This is a genomic window from Sporosarcina luteola (assembly GCF_023715535.1).
In the GTDB taxonomy this organism is placed as follows: domain Bacteria; phylum Bacillota; class Bacilli; order Bacillales_A; family Planococcaceae; genus Sporosarcina; species Sporosarcina luteola_B.
The window spans coordinates 95,498-114,967 of sequence record NZ_JAMBOI010000001.1 but is presented as its reverse complement, the minus strand read 5'-3'; the positions used below and the strand labels follow the sequence as shown (position 1 = coordinate 114,967).

Below are 19,470 nucleotides of genomic sequence, written 5' to 3'. Positions count from 1 at the left end.
CGGATGTACGAGCTCATCTCCATAAAAAGACCACACACCCGAAAGGTGCATGGTCGCATACATCATTTATCCTTTTTTCGTTTCTTCGGCAGCAGCCAAGATTCGGCAGTTTCATCCACTTCGACATTCCGCAGGTCGATGACAATCGGCTTAATCGGCTTGACGTCATCCTCTGATTGGATTCCATTCGAATTGCGGCCTTCTAATAAATCAGCAAAATCTTTCGCTTGCGCCAATGCATCCTGTCGATCCATCTGACTTTCAGCGAAGTTTTGTGGATCAGGGATGATGTTTTGGCTTTCTTGATCTATACCGCCCCAATCTACGTTCCTCCGCGATGCCCGATGCAAATGGCCGCGCTCCCCGGACGGCGTTCCGCGTTTTTGGGAAGGAGAGGAGAGGTTCGGCGGATTCGGTTCATATTCGGACGTGTCGAATAAAGCTTCCGCACCTGCACGGCCGAACAGCAGGTCTTCCCGCGAGACTGTACTGCTGCCCTCATAGGCATCCTTTGCAAGGCTATCCCGGTAATCATTTTTCGGCAATCCATCCTCCCCAATGCCGACGGGCGACTCCTCACCTTGCCTGTTCAATCGTTCTGCTTCCGAAATCGGCCGGTCAAACGGGTTCGTTTCCACCTTATGTCGCTCCGCATTCAGCTCATATGCGGTCTTTTCCAGTTCGCCATCGACATAGAGAAGCCACTTACCCTGCTTGATTTCCGCTTCATACCGCCTCAAGTCCCCTTCATCAAAACCGACTTCCACAAGCATGCTGCGCACATGATCCTCCCCCGAAATATAGCCGATAAAACGGTCCAGCCAATTCGAAGGCGCCGACTGGATCTCTTCCGCCGTCCTGCGCCGTAACAAATCGACATCCTCTTCATTTCGCGCAATGACATATATGTTCTCCGGGTCAATCCCTTTTTCATCTAACTCCTTAACAGCGGCAAGTAATGCTTCCTCTGTATCGTACAACCCGGCAAACGTTTTCTTGGGCATATTCATTCACTCCTTCTATCTATTCGAAAGCGATTACAATCTCTACATGCAATACCCGAAACTTTGAAATGGGAAACGATTGCAACAAATTCTTCTTCCGGATTTTTAGTGAATCAGTACCCGTTTTTGTTGTATGATAGAACGTATGGTTTTATTTCGGATAAGGACCAGAAAGGAGGATGTCATGATGAACAAAAGCGAAGTGATGAATTGCCGGCTTGATATGACGCAACGGGCGCGTAAGGAAATCGGAAACTGGGCAATCGACGAAAATGAGCTCTTTTCCATGCAGGCGAATTTCTCTGTCTACATTGAAAAACTTCCCGCAAAACAAGACAACATGGCATTCTCCTTCTACTTCGGCCCAGAGGAAAATCCGCAGCTCGCGAACCACTTGAACGAACGGGTCGCCGTCATGGAATGCGTCTACAAAAACGAAGGCTTCCTCGCGACGAGCTTCAGAGTGAAAGGGCGTAAAGAGCCTGTCCGGACGAATCGCCGACTTGGCGTCCGCCTGGCATTTGCAGTCAACCGGCGTACAGGCAGTCCGATGCCGATCCAGCTGTATACGAGCCTTCGGGAGCTTCCGATTGCGCAAGAGCGTTCAGCATACGTTGAAAAACGGATCAAGAGCTGGGAAGGATACTTGCAGATCGAGGAGAAAAATGCAGATGTTGCGGATGTAACCGCCCATTTTTCACAACCTATTATCAATGAATCGTTCAGTCAGCTGACAATTAGTTGCAGCGGATTGGAAGCGAAAGACTGGAGTACGATTACCGGATTCAGTGCAAAACTGAAAGGTTCGAACGAAGATCTCGGAACGGTCGTCGACGTAAATCGCGGAAGACGGTCGGTGAAGATCGAGCTAAGCCGGAAATACCAGGCGGTTGCGCGGCGCGGCTCTTTATTGCCGAATGGCGCCCGTGAAATCGTCTTCAGCAATTTCGCCGAGCTGAGCCAAATTCGTCGGCTGCGGAAAGGATTCAAGGATCTGCAGGACGGATTTGCGGCAAATGCCAATTTGGAGAAGGTACTGTTCGAGGAGCGGCCAGTCGTCCAAATTACGAATAAGAGGCAGGAGCTCGAGTTCCATCATCCGTTGAATGAGTTCCAGCGTGAAGCAGTCACCGGCGCGATGTCTGCGCATGATCTGTATGTCATCCAAGGACCTCCAGGGACTGGGAAAACGACGGTCATCTCGGAGCTTTGCCACCAGCTCATGTTGGCGGGGCAAAGGACGCTCGTCGCCTCGCAATCGAATTTGGCGGTGGACAATGCGCTCGGCAGGCTGCTGTCCGATCCAGGCATACGGATTTTGCGCTATGGGCGGACGGAGAGCATCGAAGAGGAAGGGAAGCGATTCATCGAGGAGAATGTCGCTTCCTACTGGCGGGACGAAACGTTGGCTGCGGTCAATGAGCAACGAGAAAAGCGAGCAACGCGGGAGCAGGAGATCGCTGAGGAGATTGAAAGTCTCGAAGAGGAAAAGCGGCGTCTGAAGGCGGAACAGGATGAAATGGACCGGCGCATAGCCGAGAAGCAAGCCGCCGTAACGGAAAACAAAGACTTGCATGGACAGTTGGACTCCTTGAGAAAGTTGCAGTCGGAGCTAGACGAGAGACGGGATTCGATTGAACAGCAATTGGAAGAGTTGGCCAGGATGCTTGAAAAGCTGTCGATTGAAAAGGACAAATTGCAACAGGAAAAGGAAGTCGCTTCAATTAGTCAGGAATTGCATGACAAGATGGCTGAAGCAGAGCTCGAATTGTCATTGAATCGCAAAAAGCTCCGTTATTTCCAAACGGTCGAAGCGATCGACTACGCGGAAATGGAAATTCGGAAATTGACGGAAGAAGCGGCAACGAACAGTTTGAAGGTGGGGTCGATGCCGCGTTTCATCGAAGAATTATCGGACGTACGGAAGCTGCAGGAGCTGGAAGGGCTCTTCGCAGCACACAACATCGAACCGTCGCTTCCGACGAGCCTTGAAATGAATACGCTCCGTCGTTTGCGTGTGGATATTCAAAACGGTACATATCCGTATGCGCTTCTCGAATGGAAGGAAGTGGAGGAGCGTCTGACGAAAGGAATCAGTCATGCGGCAAATCTGCTTCGGAAGCATCATTTCGCGGTCGAACAGGTCCGCAGCAAACAGGATGATACATACAAAACGGCTGAAGAGATGCATGACATGCTTGATAAAATCGGCCGATTCTTTGTGAACCCTGCGACAAAACGGATTTTAGCAGCGCCAGCAACGGCCGAAAAGGCGACTCTTCTGCACAGGCTTGCCGAAAATCTCGCTTATTTGTACGGCAAAGCGGAGGACGTGCAGACAATTTCTGCATCAATCAAATCATCCTCCGACCGAGAGGCGGCGGGCCGATTCACCACTTTGAAAAACGAAATCAAAGATGAAATGACTGCTCATATTCGAGAGGTCGAAGAACAGGTGGCAGCCGCCGAACAGACAGTCAAAGAACACGAGGAACAGCTTCTAGAATTGAAGGAAGAAAGTTCGGAGCTCGCTGTACATGTCGACGAGCAAGTTTATCGACAGGATGTCGAGGACGAGATTGAAAAGCTTGAAAAGACGCTTGCCGACTTTGAGGAGCGGAAAGGTTTATTCCAACAGATTGAGCTGGCAGTCGAAGAGAATTCCACTGAGTCGATCCGTACTTCCGAACAGCTTGCAGCTTTACGGACTGACCAAGAAGCATTGCTGCTGGAAGAGGCGGAGGCAATAGACCGGATGAAACAACTTGAGCAGCGGATTCTTACTCTACAGGAAATCATCCTATCCGAACCGGAAAAGCGGAAGAAGGAATTGATTGAGGAAATCGATCAGAAGTCTGCAAAAGCCGCCGAATTACAGCAGGAGCTTGATCGGATGCCGGTCGCACGGTTGCTGCAGGATGAGTGGAGTGAAATGCTTGCAGGAGCAGGGGAGTTCGACTTGGATGAAATCCGCAAGCTGTATGTGAAGCATGCGAATGTCATCGGAACGACTTGTGTCGCTTCCGCACGCCGGGACTTCATGGAAGATTATCCGGAATTCGATGTCGTCATCATTGACGAAGTGTCAAAAGCGACGCCGCCTGAACTATTGCTTCCGATGCTGAAAGGGAAGAAGATCGTCCTCGTAGGGGATCATCATCAGCTACCGCCGCTTGTCGGCAGGGAGACGATGGAGGAATTCATCGAGGAGATCAAGGACGAGGCCGAAAAGGAAGAACTGAGCGGGATGCTGAAGGAATCGCTTTTCGAGCGGCTGTTTAGAACGTTGCCGAAGCAGAATAAGACGATGCTCGGCATCCAATACCGGATGCATGAGGAAATCATGGAGACGATCGCGCCATTTTATGTGGATGGCCAATACCGTCTGCAGTGCGGTCTACCCGATTCTGACGCAGCTCGCGATCATTTGCTTTCGTCGGCCAACATTAAACGAAATGATCATCTTCTATGGTTTGATATGCCGAATGAGCCTGCGTACTTTGAAGCCAAAGTGAAGGGCGGTACGAGTCTCTACAATGAGGCTGAGCTGAATAGAATCCGAGAATTGCTAGTGGATATCGAAGAAGCAACGGCGTTAGCGAAGCGGGAAGGCCGGATGCAGCCGAACGAGAAGAAAAGCGTCGGTGTCATCAGCTTCTACGGGGAACAGGTGAAGCGAATCGACCGGCTCATTGAACAGGAAATCATGCCGAAGCATCTGCATTGCCGGACTGGCTCTGTCGATAAATTCCAAGGGATGGAAATGGATATCATCATTTTGAGCTTCGTACGGAATCATCATCAGCCGAGCGGCACAATCGGCTTCGCAGAAGATTATCGCCGCTTGAATGTCGCATTGTCGAGGGCAAGGGAATTGCTGGTTATCGTCGGCAGCTCGGATATGTTCACGAAACGGCCGAAGAAAGCCGGGACGAAGGCAATGTACGCACGGCTAGTTGAACAGGTGAAGCTGAAGGGCGGATTCAGGGAGCTAGTAGGTTCTGGAAGGAATGATTGAAGGAAAAGGGGGTGGATGAATGGAGGCTTTGGAAAAACGTCTACGTGATGAATTGTTGCGCGACTTGAACGTGAAATTGCTCGAAACAGTGAAATGGTCATTGCCGATCCAGGTGATTGATATCGAGTACGAAACGGTGAAGCGTACGAAGATGGACATATTAATGAAAATGCTATTAGTCGCTTTCCGTACATCTAGATTCTCTTCCAGCGAAGAACTAAGCGATATGCTCGTCGTAGAACCGTTATTCATTGAAGACATCAAGGAGCGGTTGAACCGTGCCGGCATGATTACAAAGAGCGGCGGCGCCTATGCATTGACGGAAACGGGAAGGCAGCAGCTCGAATCGGGCATATATATCCAGCCGCCGGAAAAGGACGAATCGACAGTCCATTACAGCCCGTCTCATGGCCGATTCCTTGCGGGGGAGCCTACAGATGGCGTTGGGGAGATGTACCGGCTTGCAAAAGATCTTCGTAATTTGAAGGAGTTCACTGATGACGAGTGGCGGGAAGCGCTCGACCTGTTGGACGTGACCTATCAGGAAGGCGATGTGCAGCTCGTCGTCCAAGCGATTACGTCCGTTAAAGAACTGGAACGGCAATCCATCCCCTGCATTGAGTTCAGACTTCATCAAACCGCAGACGACCGGCTATATGCACGTGTATGGAATACGATGACGAGTGAGTGGGACGAAACGCTCGAAAATCAGATCATGGAAAATGAGTTGACGGAGTGGCGTGAGAAGTACTTAGCAGAATAATCAACAACTTGGAGAGCAACCAATTGTCGGTATGGTATCGTCGATTGGCTGTTTTTTTTGCGTGGATTTTTACAATAGGAGTTAATTGGTAATTCACAATAATATTTATAGTCTTGTAATGTCGGACTAATACATGTAAAATATCTACAACGTTGCTGTACAAGTTAAAATATTTCGTAGAATTTGCCAACTTGTCCAGCAGTAGAGAAATAGAACTGACAACAGGGGGATAAAAAATGAGGAATAATTGGAAAAAAGCATTGGTTGCGATTGTCGGGGCTGCACTGCTCCTATCGGCATGCGGCACATCGTCAGGGGGAAGTACGTCCACTGGTGAAAAAGCAAAGACTTATAAAATCGGTGTCACGCAAATTGTTGAACACCCATCCTTGAATGCGGCATTTGACGGCTTTAAGCAGGCTCTGGAAGATGCGGGAATTGAAGCTGAATATGATCCTCAGAATGCTCAGGGGGATAACAGTGCAAATACGACAATTGCAAATAACCTTATAAGTTCCGGAGTCGATCTAATCTTTGCAAACTCGACCCCAAGCGCACAAGCTGTAGCAGGCGCAACGAAAGACATTCCGATTGTTTTCACTTCCGTTACGGATGCTGTCAGTGCTGAACTCGTTGAATCACTGGAAAGCCCGGGTGGAAATGTAACAGGTACGATTGATAACCATCCAGATGCAATTCCGAATACAATGAAGTTCCTGAAAGAGGAATTAGGCGCGAAAAAGGTCGGCATGGTATTCAACTCCGGAGAAGCAAACTCACGTGCCCAAGTGGATGCAGTGAAAGAAATACTGAAAGAAATGGATATGACTGTTGTTGAAGCATCTGTCGCTACGTCTGCAGATGTGAAGCAAGCGACGGAATCATTGATTGGTAAAGTGGATTCTTTGTACATCATCACGGATAACACAGTTGTATCTGCACTGGAATCAGTAGTGTCAGTTGCGAATGAACAAAAACTGCCGATGATGGTCGGGGAATTCGACTCTGTCAAACGTGGCGGATTGGCGGCATATGGATTTGAGTATTATGATATCGGCTATGAAGCTGGTCAAATGGCTGTGAAGATTTTAAAAGGTGAGAATAAACCTGCTGATTTACCTGTCCAAGTCCCACAAAACTTGAAACTGATCATGAACGAAGATACAGCAGAAACAATTGGACTTTCCATTAAAGATGAATGGAAAGCTGAATTTAGTGAATGAATAGGAGATGATTCTTTATGTTTTCAGCGATTTTCGGCTCTGTTGAACAAGGGATCATCTTTGCAATCATGGCGCTCGGAGTGTACTTATCATTCCGAGTTTTGGATTTCCCGGATCTGACGGTGGATGGAAGTTTTGTATCGGGTGCTGCAGTTGCAGCTACTATGATACTATTCGGCTATCATCCAGCCATCGCAACGGCTGTAGCACTCATCATCGGCTTCTTGGCTGGCTGTATAACTGGTCTTCTACATACAAAAGGAAAGATCAATCCGCTGCTATCAGGAATCCTAATGATGATTGCTTTGTATTCTGTCAATTTACGCATTATGGGCCTGACATCTGAAAATTCAATTGGCCGCCCCAATATTCCTTTATTAAATGCAGAGACGTTATTTAGTAAATTTCAAGCGTTTTTTGCTCCCCTTGGCATTGATAATGCATTCAATCAATTTTTCAGTATGCTTGGTGTCCGCTACTTGCCCTCTACATGGGGAACTGTCTTCATCATGGCGATCATCGTATTGCTCATTAAATTTATTGTAGATTGGTTCTTAAAAACTGAAGTGGGGCTTGCGATCCGCGCAACTGGAGATAATAAAAAAATGATTAGGAGTTTATCGGCGAATACGGATACACTCGTCATCATCGGTCTTGGTTTCTCGAATGCGCTCGTCGCGTTTTCAGGAGCGTTATTCGCACAATACGCAAAGTCCGCTGATATTGGCATGGGAATCGGAATGATCATCATCGGTTTGGCCTCGGTCATTATCGGTGAAGCGATTTTTGGGACAAAAACAATTGTACGGACGACTTTTGCCGTTATTGCGGGGGCAATCATTTATCGGATTGTTCTAGCGCTTGCGCTGCGGGTTGATTTTCTCGATACAGGGGATATGAAGTTGATTACCGCGGTTATTGTCATCAGTGCACTGATTTTACCGCAGTATTTTGAAAAGAGGCGTGAAAGAGCTAGAAAAGCAAGGCGTCATGAGGAACGTTCGGCCGAACGCAATTATTCTCTCACCAAGGAGGGGACTGCACTTGTTGAAGCTCGAACAGATAAATAAGGTATTTAATGAAGCAACGCCTGACGAAAAGATTGCGTTGGACGAAATCAATCTTGAGTTGACATCCGGCGATTTCGTGACCGTGATCGGAAGCAATGGAGCTGGAAAATCGACGATGTTAAATATGATTTCCGGTGCACTTACCCCTGACTTTGGCAAGATTGAACTTGCGGGTAAAGATGTTACAAAGTTACCTGAATATGTCCGTTCACGAATGATCGGAAGGGTTTTCCAAGATCCGATGGCAGGTACTGCCCCCTCGATGACAATCGAGGAAAACTTAGCGATGGCTTATTCGAGGGATAAAAAACGTTTGTTGCGAAGAGGTGTGGATAAAAAACGAAGGGAACTTTTCCGCAGCTCGCTTGAAACATTGCACTTGAATTTAGAGAATAGGTTGAATGCAAAAGTAGGTATGTTATCCGGTGGAGAGCGTCAGGCACTATCTTTGCTAATGGCGACATTTACACAACCGTCTATTTTACTGCTAGATGAGCATACAGCTGCTCTTGACCCATCCCGTGCCGAATTAATTACAAATTTAACAAAAGAACTTGTTGAGAAGGATCAATTAACAACACTTATGATTACACATAATATGCAACAGGCACTGGACCTCGGGAACAGACTGATTATGATGGACAAAGGCCAGATTATATTGGAAGTGGGAGCCGAAGAGAAGAAGGGACTCACAATTGATAAACTGATGTCTGAATTCCAACGCATTCGCGGTGAAAAATTAACAAGCGATAAAGCGCTGCTAGTAGTTTAATTATATAGTTCAAAAAAAATGAGGGGCGTCACAATAGTCGATTTTTACGGACTTTCTGTGACGCCTCGTTTCCGACTCAACTATTAGGACTTGCCTCGGCTTCATCCAACGGGATCGGTTTGTAGCCTTCATATTTCCTTTCAACCGCAATCGGCTCATTGCTGTGATCTTTTTTTAGCTTCCCGTTCATATAAAGCAGCAAAGCGCCTTCTTGGACAGCATCGAAATACCGTTTCGCTTCGTTGTCGGAGAAACCGGCGTCCTTCAGCAAGCGGCGCACGTTTTGTTCGCCGGCAAGAAAACCCATGAAATGATTGAAAAGGTTATACGGTGAGTCCTCGCCTTCCTGAAGCGCATTGCTCCGCAGTTCGTCAATCGCCAAATCATCCTTCATTACAATATACAAATCCTCTTCCTCCACGCCTTCATGCTTTAGCTCTAATATTTTAGACATCAATCGCTCGCTGTTCGGGAATGATCCGATAAATGTTTTATTCATAGTGTACCTCCTCTTCCGTCTTTGTCTTCGGAAAATACCCTTGTTCGGGGAAAAGGAAACAAATATGATCATCCAATCAAGTTAAAATGCGAACAATAGGCAGTCCTGACGACATAGTATAGGAGAAAGACTCGGTAGAGGAGCCTGCAATTTGGAAAGTTCGAAGATTCATCAAAGGGATAAGCTGACCGGTTTTCCGGCGAATCAAGATCGATTCGTCTGGAATCCGCATATGGAATTCATCAAAGATCAAAGTGCGGTCAATGCGCAGCTTTTGACAGCGGTCGAGAAGTTGGAAAAAGTTTGTTGCAAAATTTTAGACATTGTTTCCAGCCAACAGCATGCACAACGGAACCGCTATCTTCATCTGCGGGACAGGATTTGGGAAGTGCATGAAAGATTGAGGGCAGAGTCTATCAGGCAAGAGGCCATACGGGAAGAGCTCGGGAAACAGGGGCAAGCCGTTTTCCGCCTACGCAAAAGCTTTCAAAACCATCGGATGTCAATGCGCGAATTCACGGTCCACCAATATGATGATCTGCATGATGTGCTGGTCATGCTCGACAGGATCAATGCCAATCAGGAAAAGATGCTCGCAAATCGACAGTTCAATTCGGGCGACGAGTGAAGCGTCTCCCGGATTGGATTTTTTTTGTCGTTCTTCCCCTCTAATTGTTTCGATTTTGAGAATTAATTATGGACAACCAAGCAGACGTCCCATATGTAATGAAATTACAGTAATACTGTATAAGGACCCTTGTAAAACAGATGGGATTTCTTCACATCAAGGAGGTGAACAAGCCATTCGTTACACATCTGGTAAAAATGAATAGAGCATCGGGCAGAGACAGCATCCTTGCCAAGTAATCCCATCATCAAGCGGTCGAAAATGCCTCAACTACGCATCATCTCAACTCGAAGAAGTGTCTCACCCCAACTATAGACACTTTTAACACAGAGAAACCCGCAGAGCTTTTCCAACTCTGCGGGTCCATTATATAATTCTGCTTACTCAAAAGCGCTCGTCATCCCATTTTTGGCGCATCGTAGGCTCATCGACGAATTCATCCTGTACATCGACTTCACCTGATTGCTCAAGATGAGCTTCTTCGCGTCTGACAGTTTCATTTACCGATTCAGTATCTACGAATTGTCGTTTTCCAACGACAATCTCCTCGGACACATACGGCCTCTTTGTCACTTCCAGGCGTTCCTCAGTTATCGGTACGCGGATCGTTTCTTCATCCTGCATCATTTTGAATTCATCAACATCCGAATCATACTCATTGACAGGACGGCGTTCAACGTAAACTTCTTCACGCATGACAGGGACATCGAAGGACTGTTCTTCTTCAACGACATCCTTATGGAGCGTGACTTCGCCTCTCTCGACCTCTTCTTTATCCACGCGGAGTCGTTCCTCGCGTAAGCGCATTTTTTCTTCTTGCATATTTCGATCGAATTGATTGGTATCATTTAAGTTGTTCGTATACCCATACGCGCTGTTCGGAGGTGCTTCATAGTCAGACTGGCTGCGCAGTGCTTCGCCACCGACTCGTCCGATAGTCTCGTTTGTTCCATCATAAAGATTGGAATCTTGGAATGCTGCCGATGATGCGTCGTATGATGAGCGATTCAATTCATTTTCCTCAAACTCGGAGACACGGTTTGCGCCTAAGTTTGGATCGACGCCAACATCAGAAACGCCGAAGCGTCCGTTGCTATTCGCATGAAGTCGATTCACTTCGCCTTCATCTACGTACAGCAGCTTCCCGCCATTTTGTATTTCAGTATAATAATTGTCCATATCACCATCAGCGACGCCGGCCTCGTGCAGCATGCTTCGGACATGGTTTTCACCGGTCAGGAAATTCATGAAACGATCAAACCATGATTCCGGGGCCGTCTGCACATCACCGTATTTCATTCCTTGGAACATCGTCACGTCAGAATCATCTTGCGCAATGACATAAATATTTTCTCCATCGATTCCTTGAGCTTTCAAGTCATCTATTTTCGTCATCAATTCCGAGTCGTTGTGATACATACCGATAAATTTTTTATCATTCATGTTATATCTCTCCTTCTCTTTGATTGATGGTACAGTCTTTTAAATACCCATTCTGACAGGATGGAAACTTCATTGAATGAAAGAGCTACTATGCAATCAATTTGGAATAGATTATTATTAATAGAGTAGGGGGGAGAAAGTTTATGCAGAAGAAAATAATAGCGTTTATTGTGATATGTTGTTTATTCATCACTTTTCATCAGACGTCGGCGGCTACTGATTCCAAAAGCCCCTCCGGTAAAGCGGAAGCACTGCAATACGCAATCAGCGTTCCGGTGACAAACGTATGGCGGGTGCCGAACAAAACCCGTAAAATCGACGCAGTCTCCATCGCCGCAATGCCGGATATGGCGAAGTGGACGAAAGGATTGACGGTGGCAGAGAAGAATTGGCTGATCGGCCGGACCGATACGCAAGCTTTGTACGGGGATGAAGTGGAAGTGTTGAAGACGAGCGGTGACTGGATGTACATTGCGATTATCGACCAGTTCAACAAAGGTCAAGCGAAAGGCTACGAGGGATGGGTGCCGAAAGCACATGTCAAAGCCTATACTCCAGTAGACGCCGATTTGGAGATTGCAGTCGTCACTGCGAAAATCGCTTCCTTATATAACGAACCGAAACTTCATGATAAATATAAATTCATCGATAATAGCTACACGACAATCCTCCAAGTTGTGAAGGAGGAGAGGGACTGGCTGCAAGTGCAGACGAAAACGGACGGATTAAAATATGTCCGCAAAAAGGACGTCAAAGTTTACAAAGACTTTGCCTCCATTCCGAAGCCGACACAAAAGGAACTTGTAGACAGCGCGAAGCAATATATTGGCCTTCCGTATTTGTGGGCAGGTATATCCGCGTATGGGTTTGATTGCTCGGGGCTGATGTATTCGGTGTATAAGAATCACGGCATCCTCATCCCGCGTGACTCTTCCGTCCAAGCGACCCATGGGACAGTGGTGAAACGCAAGGACTTGCAGCCCGGTGACCTGATGTTTTTCGCACATAATAAAGGAAAAGGGAAAGTGTATCACGTCTCGATGTATATCGGCGACGGCAAAATGGTACACGCCCCGAACACATCACGTAAAGTCGAAATTGTCAGCATCAACTGGGGCATTTACAAAACAAACTACGCAGGCGCACGGAGATATTTGAAATAAAGTGATCTTGAACGGCCCTTCCTATAGTGGAGGGGCCTTTGCGCGTCCAAAGCGAGCAGTTTCGCGTCCAAAGCAAGCCGTTGCGCGTCCAAAGCAAGCCGTTGCGCGTCCAAAGCAAGCCGTTGCGCGTCAAAAGCGAGGCGTTGCGCGTCCAAAGCAAGGCGTTGCGCGTCCAAAGCGAGGCGTTGTGCGTCCAAAGCGAGGCGTTCCCCGTCCAAAGCGAGCCGTTCCACGTCCAAAGCGAGGCGTTGCGCGTCCAAAGCAAGCCGTTGCGCGTCCAAAGCGAGGTGTTGCGCGTCCAAAGCGAGGTGTTGCGCGTCCAAAGTGAGCAGTTGCACGTCCAAAGTGATGCGTTGCGCGTCCAAAGCGAGGTGTTGCGCGTTTAAAGCGAGGCGTTGCGCGTCCAAAGCGAGCAGTTGCGCGTCCAAAGCGAGCAGTTGCGCGTCCAAAGCGAGGTGTTTCGCGTCCAAAGCGAGCAGTTGCGCGTCCAAAGCGAGCAGTTTCGCGTCCAAAGCGAGGCGTTGCGCGTCCAAAGCGTTCCGCGTTCAAACCAAATTCAATATACTCTTTTCAAGTTCTACATTCCGTCGCCAAACATTATAGTGTAACAACGCCATGGGAGGGATGCTGTGTTAATTGATGGGGTATTTGCAGGTGGCGGATTGAAGGGGTTTGCATTGGTCGGTGCGTACCAGGCGTTGGAGGAGAGAGGGTATCGTTTCAAACGGGTGGCGGGGACGAGTGCCGGGGCGATCCTCGCTTGCTTCATTGCCGCAGGGTATACAGGCAAGGAAATCGAACAGATGATGCAGGAAGAGGATTTGCAGTCATTGCTTGATCCAAGGCAGACTCTTCTTCCAATACCATTCATGAAATGGCTGCTGCTCTATTGGCGCATGGGTCTTTATCAAGGAAAAGCTTTGGAGGACTGGTTTTTCGAAAAACTGTCTGCAAAGGGAGTCTACAACTTTGCAGATTTGCCGGAAGGATCACTTAAACTGGTGGCGTCCGATCTGACGCACGGGAAGATGATCGTGCTGCCTGATGATCTTGTCCATTACGGCATCGAACCTGGAATGTTCTCAGTTGCGCGTGCACTGCGGATGAGCTGCAATATCCCGTTCTTTTTTGAACCGGTCCGTATCAAAGCGCCGACGGGGGACACGATTGTTGTTGATGGAGGGGTGCTAAGCAATTTTCCAATGTGGATCTTTGATGATTCGGAAGGAAGACGGGAAAGGCCATTAATCGGCATGAAGCTGAGCCATCGGAAAGATGACATGGGTGGCAGGGAGATCGGCAATGCGCTCAACTTGTTCGAAGCACTGTTTTCCACTATGAAAAATGCGCATGATGACAGGTATATTTCCAGGAAGCACGAAAAGGATATTATCTTCATCCCCGTCGAGCAATACAGCGCGACACAATTCAACATGGAGGACGAACAGAAAGAATCACTCATGTCGATCGGAAAGTCTCGTGCAAATGAGTTTCTGCGGACTTGGCCACATTCAATGGAAGGAACCCGGAAATTCAGGATGATTGTCTAAAGCGAAAAAACCGCCTGCACATATAGGTGCAAGCGGTTTTACTTATATTATAATCTCTTGAAACTATGGAATTTCGATTTCCAGTAGCTGTTGTTCAAGCTGACGACTTGTGATTGCTTTCCGCCCGCATGAACGAACTTGTTGTTGCCGATGTAAATGCCAACGTGGGAAATGCCTTTACGATATGTGTTTTGGAAGAATACCAAATCACCAGGTTGCGGCTTGCTCACTTTTTTCGATTGAGCGTATTGTCCTAACGTATCACGGGAAACCGATTTGCCAGATTTCTTATAGACGTATTGAACGAAACCGCTGCAGTCGAACCCGTTTGTCGTTGTTCCGCCAAAACGGTATGGAATGCCTGTCAATCCAGTAGCCTTTTTCACGACATTGTCAGCTAATGCAACATTGGTATTGCTCTTTGCAACTGATTTCTTTGTCAATAAAGTGCTGAGTGCCCAGCCAGTTTTGCCGTTCACTTTCACTTGAAACCATACTTCTTTACCGACTTTTTTCTCATTTACGTATGTGACTTTTGTACCTTTTTTCGCTAATGATAGAATTTTATGGTTTGTTCCTGCCCCAGAACGGAGATTAACATTATATGCGGTTGAATATGTACCTTTATTTACTGATACGGATTGTGATGAAGGAGCACTTGCCTCCGCATCTGCTGCCGTAAATCCAAATGCCAATGAACCTGCTACGAATAACGATAAAGCAACTTTCTTCACACTATTCCCCTATCTACCACTGATCTCTATGGTTTTATATTTTTATATTGTCTGCTGATCACTATTCCAATTGTAGAGACCGAATGTTACAAGACAGGGGCAATGATATTACAAAAACATTACAACGATATTACGGGTCTTTAATAAATGTATATACTAGAAGGAAAGGTTAATACTTCCTCATATGGTTCTCAAAACTAAAAGTAGCGGCTGAATGGGTGATACATCCATTTGGCCGTTTTTGTCGTTCGAAAATACATGATACAACTCATTAGTAGTAATAGTCACTGTAATTAAAATCTTTAAATAATTTGTTGCAAAACTAGTGAATGTTTACTATGATATTAGTGATTGAATGATTTGAAATATCGAATAGCATGTCCGGTTATTGAAATGAAATTTCATGACAGCATAGTTATTGGATCCGAATATGAAAACAAGATCTTTAATCTATAGCTTTCCTAAATAGATTAGTCAGGAATAGATAATTCCTATTAAATTTGAACCACTAACATTTCAGTCATCTATGTTATCCAAGATACATAAGGGGGTGCCTTGGCAAAAGGGGTAACAAAAATTCAATGCGAGAGGGTATTCATTATGAATGAGGGGACTGATGTTATGAAGAAGAAACTCATGCTTCTGGCGGCTTTTCTGTTAACAGGTATATTCCTTCTGGCTGCTTGTTCAGAAAAAAATAACGCAGAGACAGGTACAAAAACAGAAGGGGAAACGCCATCCGGAACAGAAGGGAAAACGGAAGAAAAAGCGGAAGTGAAGGACCCAGTTGAATTAATGATGTACAGTTGGCGTCCAGAAGATCGCGAAGCCTATGAAAAATTCATCAAGGAATTCGAAGACCAAAATCCAGGTATTACAGTAACATTCAAGCCATATAAATCGACGGAATACGGAACAATTTTGACGAATGCACTGACAGCCGGGCAAGGTCCGGATATTATCCAGCTGCGCCCGTATGACGGGGCCACTTCAATCATTGATGCCGAGTACGTCGTACCATTGGACGATATTGAAGGGATCAATGACATCTCCGATGAGTACTTGACTGCTGCAAGGGGCTCTGACGGCAAAGTGTATGGCGTTCCATTGTCGTTGAATGCAGGAGTTATTTTCTATAATAAAGACGTTTTTGAAGAACACGGCTTTGACTTGCCGACGACATGGGATGAGTTGCTGAAAGTCGGAGAAGAAATGAAGGCGAAAAGCATCGTTCCGATCGCACAGGCAGGGAAAGCAGCTTATTTGCTGTCTCTTACACATAGCGTCATCGGTGCCACGTCCTATGACCAATCGTATATCGATGATTTACTGAGCGGCAAAGCGGATTTAAGTGATGAGCGCTTTGTTGAGTCTGTCAAACGCATGGAGCAGTTGGAAGGTCTATTCCCGAAAGACTTCATCGCATTGGACGATAAAGATACACAGGCATTGTTCTACACAAATCAAGCGGCTATGTATATTAACGGAAGTTATCGCTTGGAGACATTTGAAAACACGAATCCAGATATGAACATCGGGATCCTACCTTCATTTGCAAGTGAAAAAGGCGGAGAGACACCACTTGTTACGTGGGTGGATGGCTCCTATGCAGTCGTTAAAGCATCCAAGCACCAAGAGGAAGCGAAGAAGTTCATGGAATTCATGGCTTCAAAAGAATTCGGACAAATGTTCAGCGATGATTTGGCGAGGATCAGCGCGATTCCCGGAGTTGAGCCGAAGCATGAATTAGTGAAAGAAATGACTGAACTCGGTGAAAAGAATCCGACTCCTTATTTGATGCTTGTCTATTTGGGTGGCGGTTCACCGACTACGAAGACGACCTTTGAAAACGCGTTGCAAGGATTGTATATCAAAGAACTTACTGTTGACGGCGTGATTGAAGAATCGCAGAAATCAATGGATAAGTGGTTTGAACCAATGAATTGATAGTACGAAAATCAGCTGGTAAACGGGACCCCGCCGGCTGATTTTTCATTAATTGCAGAGGGGGAGAGATGATGGTATTGAAGGAACAGGAAGTTGTAGAAGTGCAAGAAAAGGTTTTACCCAAACCCACCAAGAATAAACGAAGTATGAAGAGACACTTTCTGCATCTTTTTCTACTGCCCGCGCTAATTTTCTATGTCGGCTTTCAAGTGTATCCGATTCTCACGGCCTTCGTGAACAGCTTCTATTCCTTTAAAGGAATGGTAAGACAAGACTTTATCGGCTTGGAAAATTTCATACGGCTGTTTACGGAAGAGCCATATAACACGATTTTTACGAATGCATTCGGGCATAACGTCATTTATTTCATTGGAACAGTGGTAACTAAATTGGTGTTGGCGTTTGCGTTGGCCTTATTGATCAATAGCAAAATTAAAGGAAGGGAATTTTTCAAAGCTATTTTTTTCATGCCGAAGTTATTATCAGTCATCGTCGTTGGTTTCCTATTCAGCTTAATCTTGAATCCGACGAATGGGGCATTGAACAGCTTTTTGAAAATGGTCGGATTGGCTGAGTGGGCACATCCTTGGCTCGGGGATCCGAAAACGGCACTTTATACGATTATCCTCGTGAATAGTTGGTATGGGATCGGGTTTGCAATCCTAATTTTCCTCGCTGGCCTTCAGGCGATTCCGGAGGAGATATACGAAGCGGCAAAAATCGATGGGGCATCCGGATTGAAGATGCTTCTTCAAATTACGATTCCGATGGCGATGCCATCCATTATGATCATGACAATTCTAACGTTCATCGGTTCTTTTGAAACATTCGAGTTGGTGTTTGCGATGCAGGGTTCGTCAGGGGGACCTTATTATTCCACTGACGTATTGGCACTGTTCTTCTATCGATTGGCGTTTGGATCCGTTGACGGCGGGGATGCAATCGGGCTCGGTTCCGCGTTGGCAGTTGTGCTCTTCCTGATCATTTGTACCGCTACTGCCATTTCGCTATTCTTCTTCAAAAGGAAAGAAATTGAACAATAAAGGGGTGTACGCATGTCAAAGAGCCTTAAACAATTTATAAAATATCCGATTTTGATTGTGTTCTCACTCATTGCGCTTTACCCGATCTTTCTTATGTTCCTCTCTTCTGTTAAACCTAATCTCGAAATTTTGACATCACCTCTTTCGTTTCCGAAGGCATTTACGTTAGAGAACTACATTACCGTATGGGAAAAAGTGAATTTCAGCAGTTATGTGTGGAACAGTGTCTATGTGAGTGCATTGTCCATCTTCTTCATCCTCTTCTTTTCATCATTGGCGGCATTTTACTTGTCCCGATATGATTTCAAATGGAATGCATTCATCTTATTTTTCTTCATGCTCGGGCTAATGATCCCTATGAAATTGGCCATCCTGCCACTTTATATGATGATGTTGAAGCTGGGGCTGTTGAATTCGCTTAACTCGCTCATTATTGTCTACATAGCAGGAAATGTCCCATTTGCGGTTTTCGTTTTTTATGGGTTTTTCAGGTCTTTACCGAAGGATTTGGATCAATCGGCACGGCTTGATGGGTGCAATGAGTTCCAGATTTACTACAAAATCATTTTGCCGCTAATGAGACCTTCCTTGGCAATTGTGGGGATTGTCAATTTGATTGGGGTATGGAACGACTTTTTCTATCCATTGATTTTCATTCATGATGATGCGAAAAATACCATACCGTTGGGAATGCTTTCCCTATTCGGCGAATATGACACACAATGGAATCTATTGTTCGCCGGACTGTCGATTTCGTCTCTTCCAATGATCGTGGCATTCTTATTGGCTTCTAAGCAGTTCATCGAAGGGCTGACAACGGGGGCAGTTAAATGAAGAAATGGATTACGTTCGACTTGGATGGGACTCTTATGCAAAATCCTTTCGTCGGTCATGTATTTCCGGAAATCGAAAGAAGGATATTGCTCGAGAACAAATTGTTGGGAAACATTGTGGAACAACTCGTGCTTGAACATGAAACGCGTTTGAACGATGGAAGAACCGCGGCCGCATACGACTGGGACGACATTTTGAAACGTTACTCTAAAGCAAATCAGCTGCAAACCTCTATTAATGTGGAAGAGATATTGGGTGGATATTGCAAGGAACCGAATATATATTTGCTGGAGGATTCGATCTATGAAGTCCTCGGTGAACTGAAGAAGCTTGGCTTTTCATTAGCGGTCGTCACGAACGGCTTTACAAAATACCAATTACCCGTCATGGACGTTCTAAAGTTGACGGAGCATTTCGATTTGATTGTCACCCCAGATGAGGCAGGATTTGCGAAGCCGGATAAAAGGGTGTACGGCTCTGTTTTGGAACTTGGTGAAATCGTTGCCCATGTAGGGGATCGAATTGATCATGACGTCATTTCCGCAAATTCAATCGGTATACGCTCCGTATGGATATGCCGCCATTTGCCGGATTCGATGAAAGAGCTGGCGCCGGTTGAACGAAGGGGATTATTGGAAATCCACAAGCTCGCATTGCGTAAGTTGGAGACGGAAACGAAACAGAATTTTAATGCGCTTCCGAAAGAAGCGGTTCCTCAAGAAGTGATTTACAGTCTTTCAGAACTGCCTTCCATTTTAAGGGGATAACTAAAGGAGAGG

Annotated in this window: 17 protein-coding genes; 12 read left to right on the top strand and 5 right to left on the bottom strand. The window is 46.2% G+C overall.

Annotated elements, in window-relative coordinates; genetic code table 11:
• Positions 1 to 62: 62 nt before the first annotated feature.
• Positions 63 to 1,004: a general stress protein gene (locus M3191_RS00485; RefSeq protein WP_251697495.1), complete on the bottom strand. Its 942-nt coding sequence runs from the start codon at positions 1,002 to 1,004 to the stop codon at positions 63 to 65.
• Positions 1,005 to 1,191: 187 nt separating this feature from the next.
• Here M3191_RS00485 and M3191_RS00480 point away from each other — a divergent pair, with 187 nt between their 5' ends.
• The 5 genes from M3191_RS00480 (at position 1,192) to M3191_RS00460 (ending at position 8,850) form a co-directional block, all read left to right on the top strand.
• Complete coding sequence (locus M3191_RS00480) at positions 1,192 to 5,022, top strand: AAA domain-containing protein (protein WP_251697494.1); 3,831 nt, start codon at positions 1,192 to 1,194, stop codon at positions 5,020 to 5,022.
• 19 nt (positions 5,023 to 5,041) lie between these two features.
• Positions 5,042 to 5,785 (top strand): hypothetical protein, encoded by a 744-nt coding sequence (locus M3191_RS00475; RefSeq protein ID WP_251697493.1) that lies wholly within the window; start codon positions 5,042 to 5,044, stop codon positions 5,783 to 5,785.
• 236 nt (positions 5,786 to 6,021) lie between these two features.
• Entirely contained in the window at positions 6,022 to 7,008 is a 987-nt protein-coding gene (locus tag M3191_RS00470) for an ABC transporter substrate-binding protein (protein WP_251697492.1), read from the top strand.
• 17 nt (positions 7,009 to 7,025) lie between these two features.
• Positions 7,026 to 8,078, top strand: a complete 1,053-nt coding sequence (locus tag M3191_RS00465) for an ABC transporter permease (protein ID WP_251697491.1) — start codon at positions 7,026 to 7,028, stop codon at positions 8,076 to 8,078.
• Positions 8,053 to 8,850, top strand: coding sequence for an ABC transporter ATP-binding protein (locus M3191_RS00460; protein ID WP_251697490.1), 798 nt, complete (start codon positions 8,053 to 8,055; stop codon positions 8,848 to 8,850). Before M3191_RS00465 ends, M3191_RS00460 begins: the two co-directional genes overlap by 26 nt.
• Before the next feature lie 76 nt (positions 8,851 to 8,926).
• Here M3191_RS00460 and M3191_RS00455 read toward each other — a convergent pair whose 3' ends face one another.
• On the bottom strand, positions 8,927 to 9,349 hold the full coding sequence (locus M3191_RS00455) for a general stress protein (protein WP_251697489.1): 423 nt from the start codon (positions 9,347 to 9,349) through the stop codon (positions 8,927 to 8,929).
• A 151-nt stretch (positions 9,350 to 9,500) separates the two neighbouring features.
• Here M3191_RS00455 and M3191_RS00450 point away from each other — a divergent pair, with 151 nt between their 5' ends.
• Positions 9,501 to 9,977, top strand: coding sequence for a hypothetical protein (locus M3191_RS00450; RefSeq protein ID WP_251697488.1), 477 nt, complete (start codon positions 9,501 to 9,503; stop codon positions 9,975 to 9,977).
• Positions 9,978 to 10,361: 384 nt separating this feature from the next.
• Here the strand turns inward: M3191_RS00450 and M3191_RS00445 are convergent, their stop codons facing one another.
• Positions 10,362 to 11,420: a YsnF/AvaK domain-containing protein gene (locus tag M3191_RS00445; RefSeq protein ID WP_251697487.1), complete on the bottom strand. Its 1,059-nt coding sequence runs from the start codon at positions 11,418 to 11,420 to the stop codon at positions 10,362 to 10,364.
• Positions 11,421 to 11,563: 143 nt separating this feature from the next.
• On the opposite strand from M3191_RS00445, the gene M3191_RS00440 reads away from it, so the two are divergent.
• Positions 11,564 to 12,583, top strand: a complete 1,020-nt coding sequence (locus M3191_RS00440) for a C40 family peptidase (RefSeq protein ID WP_251697486.1) — start codon at positions 11,564 to 11,566, stop codon at positions 12,581 to 12,583.
• Here the strand turns inward: M3191_RS00440 and M3191_RS00435 are convergent.
• Positions 12,553 to 13,116: a hypothetical protein gene (locus M3191_RS00435; RefSeq protein WP_251697485.1), complete on the bottom strand. Its 564-nt coding sequence runs from the start codon at positions 13,114 to 13,116 to the stop codon at positions 12,553 to 12,555. The two genes, M3191_RS00440 and M3191_RS00435, sit on opposite strands and share 31 nt — an antisense overlap.
• 96 nt (positions 13,117 to 13,212) lie before the next feature.
• Here M3191_RS00435 and M3191_RS00430 point away from each other — a divergent pair, with 96 nt between their 5' ends.
• Positions 13,213 to 14,133 (top strand): patatin-like phospholipase family protein, encoded by a 921-nt coding sequence (locus M3191_RS00430; RefSeq protein WP_251697484.1) that lies wholly within the window; start codon positions 13,213 to 13,215, stop codon positions 14,131 to 14,133.
• A 47-nt stretch (positions 14,134 to 14,180) separates the two neighbouring features.
• Here M3191_RS00430 and M3191_RS00425 read toward each other — a convergent pair whose 3' ends face one another.
• On the bottom strand, positions 14,181 to 14,867 hold the full coding sequence (locus M3191_RS00425) for a C40 family peptidase (protein WP_251697483.1): 687 nt from the start codon (positions 14,865 to 14,867) through the stop codon (positions 14,181 to 14,183).
• Between the two features lie 621 nt (positions 14,868 to 15,488).
• On the opposite strand from M3191_RS00425, the gene M3191_RS00420 reads away from it, so the two are divergent.
• The 4 genes from M3191_RS00420 to M3191_RS00405 all read left to right on the top strand — a co-directional run bounded on the left by M3191_RS00420 (position 15,489) and on the right by M3191_RS00405 (position 19,458).
• Positions 15,489 to 16,814 (top strand): ABC transporter substrate-binding protein, encoded by a 1,326-nt coding sequence (locus M3191_RS00420; protein WP_251697482.1) that lies wholly within the window; start codon positions 15,489 to 15,491, stop codon positions 16,812 to 16,814.
• 71 nt (positions 16,815 to 16,885) lie between these two features.
• Positions 16,886 to 17,857 carry a carbohydrate ABC transporter permease gene (locus M3191_RS00415; RefSeq protein ID WP_251697481.1) on the top strand — a complete coding sequence of 324 codons (972 nt, stop codon included), beginning with the start codon at positions 16,886 to 16,888 and terminating at the stop codon, positions 17,855 to 17,857.
• Between the two features lie 12 nt (positions 17,858 to 17,869).
• Positions 17,870 to 18,691, top strand: coding sequence for a carbohydrate ABC transporter permease (locus M3191_RS00410; protein ID WP_251697480.1), 822 nt, complete (start codon positions 17,870 to 17,872; stop codon positions 18,689 to 18,691).
• Positions 18,688 to 19,458, top strand: a complete 771-nt coding sequence (locus M3191_RS00405; RefSeq protein ID WP_251697479.1) for an HAD family hydrolase — start codon at positions 18,688 to 18,690, stop codon at positions 19,456 to 19,458. Before M3191_RS00410 ends, M3191_RS00405 begins: the two co-directional genes overlap by 4 nt.
• Positions 19,459 to 19,470: the final 12 nt, after the last annotated feature.

Excerpts from the sequence above, each read along its gene's own strand:
- M3191_RS00465 (WP_251697491.1), top strand. The coding sequence starts at position 7,026 with ATGTTTTCAGCGATTTTCGGCTCTGTTGAACAAGGGATCATCTTTGCA.
- M3191_RS00485 (WP_251697495.1), bottom strand. The coding sequence starts at position 1,004 with ATGCCCAAGAAAACGTTTGCCGGGTTGTACGATACAGAGGAAGCATTA.
- M3191_RS00405 (WP_251697479.1), top strand. The coding sequence starts at position 18,688 with ATGAAGAAATGGATTACGTTCGACTTGGATGGGACTCTTATGCAAAAT.
- M3191_RS00480 (WP_251697494.1), top strand. The coding sequence starts at position 1,192 with ATGAACAAAAGCGAAGTGATGAATTGCCGGCTTGATATGACGCAACGG.
- M3191_RS00440 (WP_251697486.1), top strand. The coding sequence starts at position 11,564 with ATGCAGAAGAAAATAATAGCGTTTATTGTGATATGTTGTTTATTCATC.
- M3191_RS00410 (WP_251697480.1), top strand. The coding sequence starts at position 17,870 with ATGTCAAAGAGCCTTAAACAATTTATAAAATATCCGATTTTGATTGTG.
- M3191_RS00445 (WP_251697487.1), bottom strand. The coding sequence starts at position 11,420 with ATGAATGATAAAAAATTTATCGGTATGTATCACAACGACTCGGAATTG.
- M3191_RS00475 (WP_251697493.1), top strand. The coding sequence starts at position 5,042 with ATGGAGGCTTTGGAAAAACGTCTACGTGATGAATTGTTGCGCGACTTG.
- M3191_RS00470 (WP_251697492.1), top strand. The coding sequence starts at position 6,022 with ATGAGGAATAATTGGAAAAAAGCATTGGTTGCGATTGTCGGGGCTGCA.
- M3191_RS00420 (WP_251697482.1), top strand. The coding sequence starts at position 15,489 with ATGAAGAAGAAACTCATGCTTCTGGCGGCTTTTCTGTTAACAGGTATA.
- M3191_RS00455 (WP_251697489.1), bottom strand. The coding sequence starts at position 9,349 with ATGAATAAAACATTTATCGGATCATTCCCGAACAGCGAGCGATTGATG.
- M3191_RS00415 (WP_251697481.1), top strand. The coding sequence starts at position 16,886 with ATGGTATTGAAGGAACAGGAAGTTGTAGAAGTGCAAGAAAAGGTTTTA.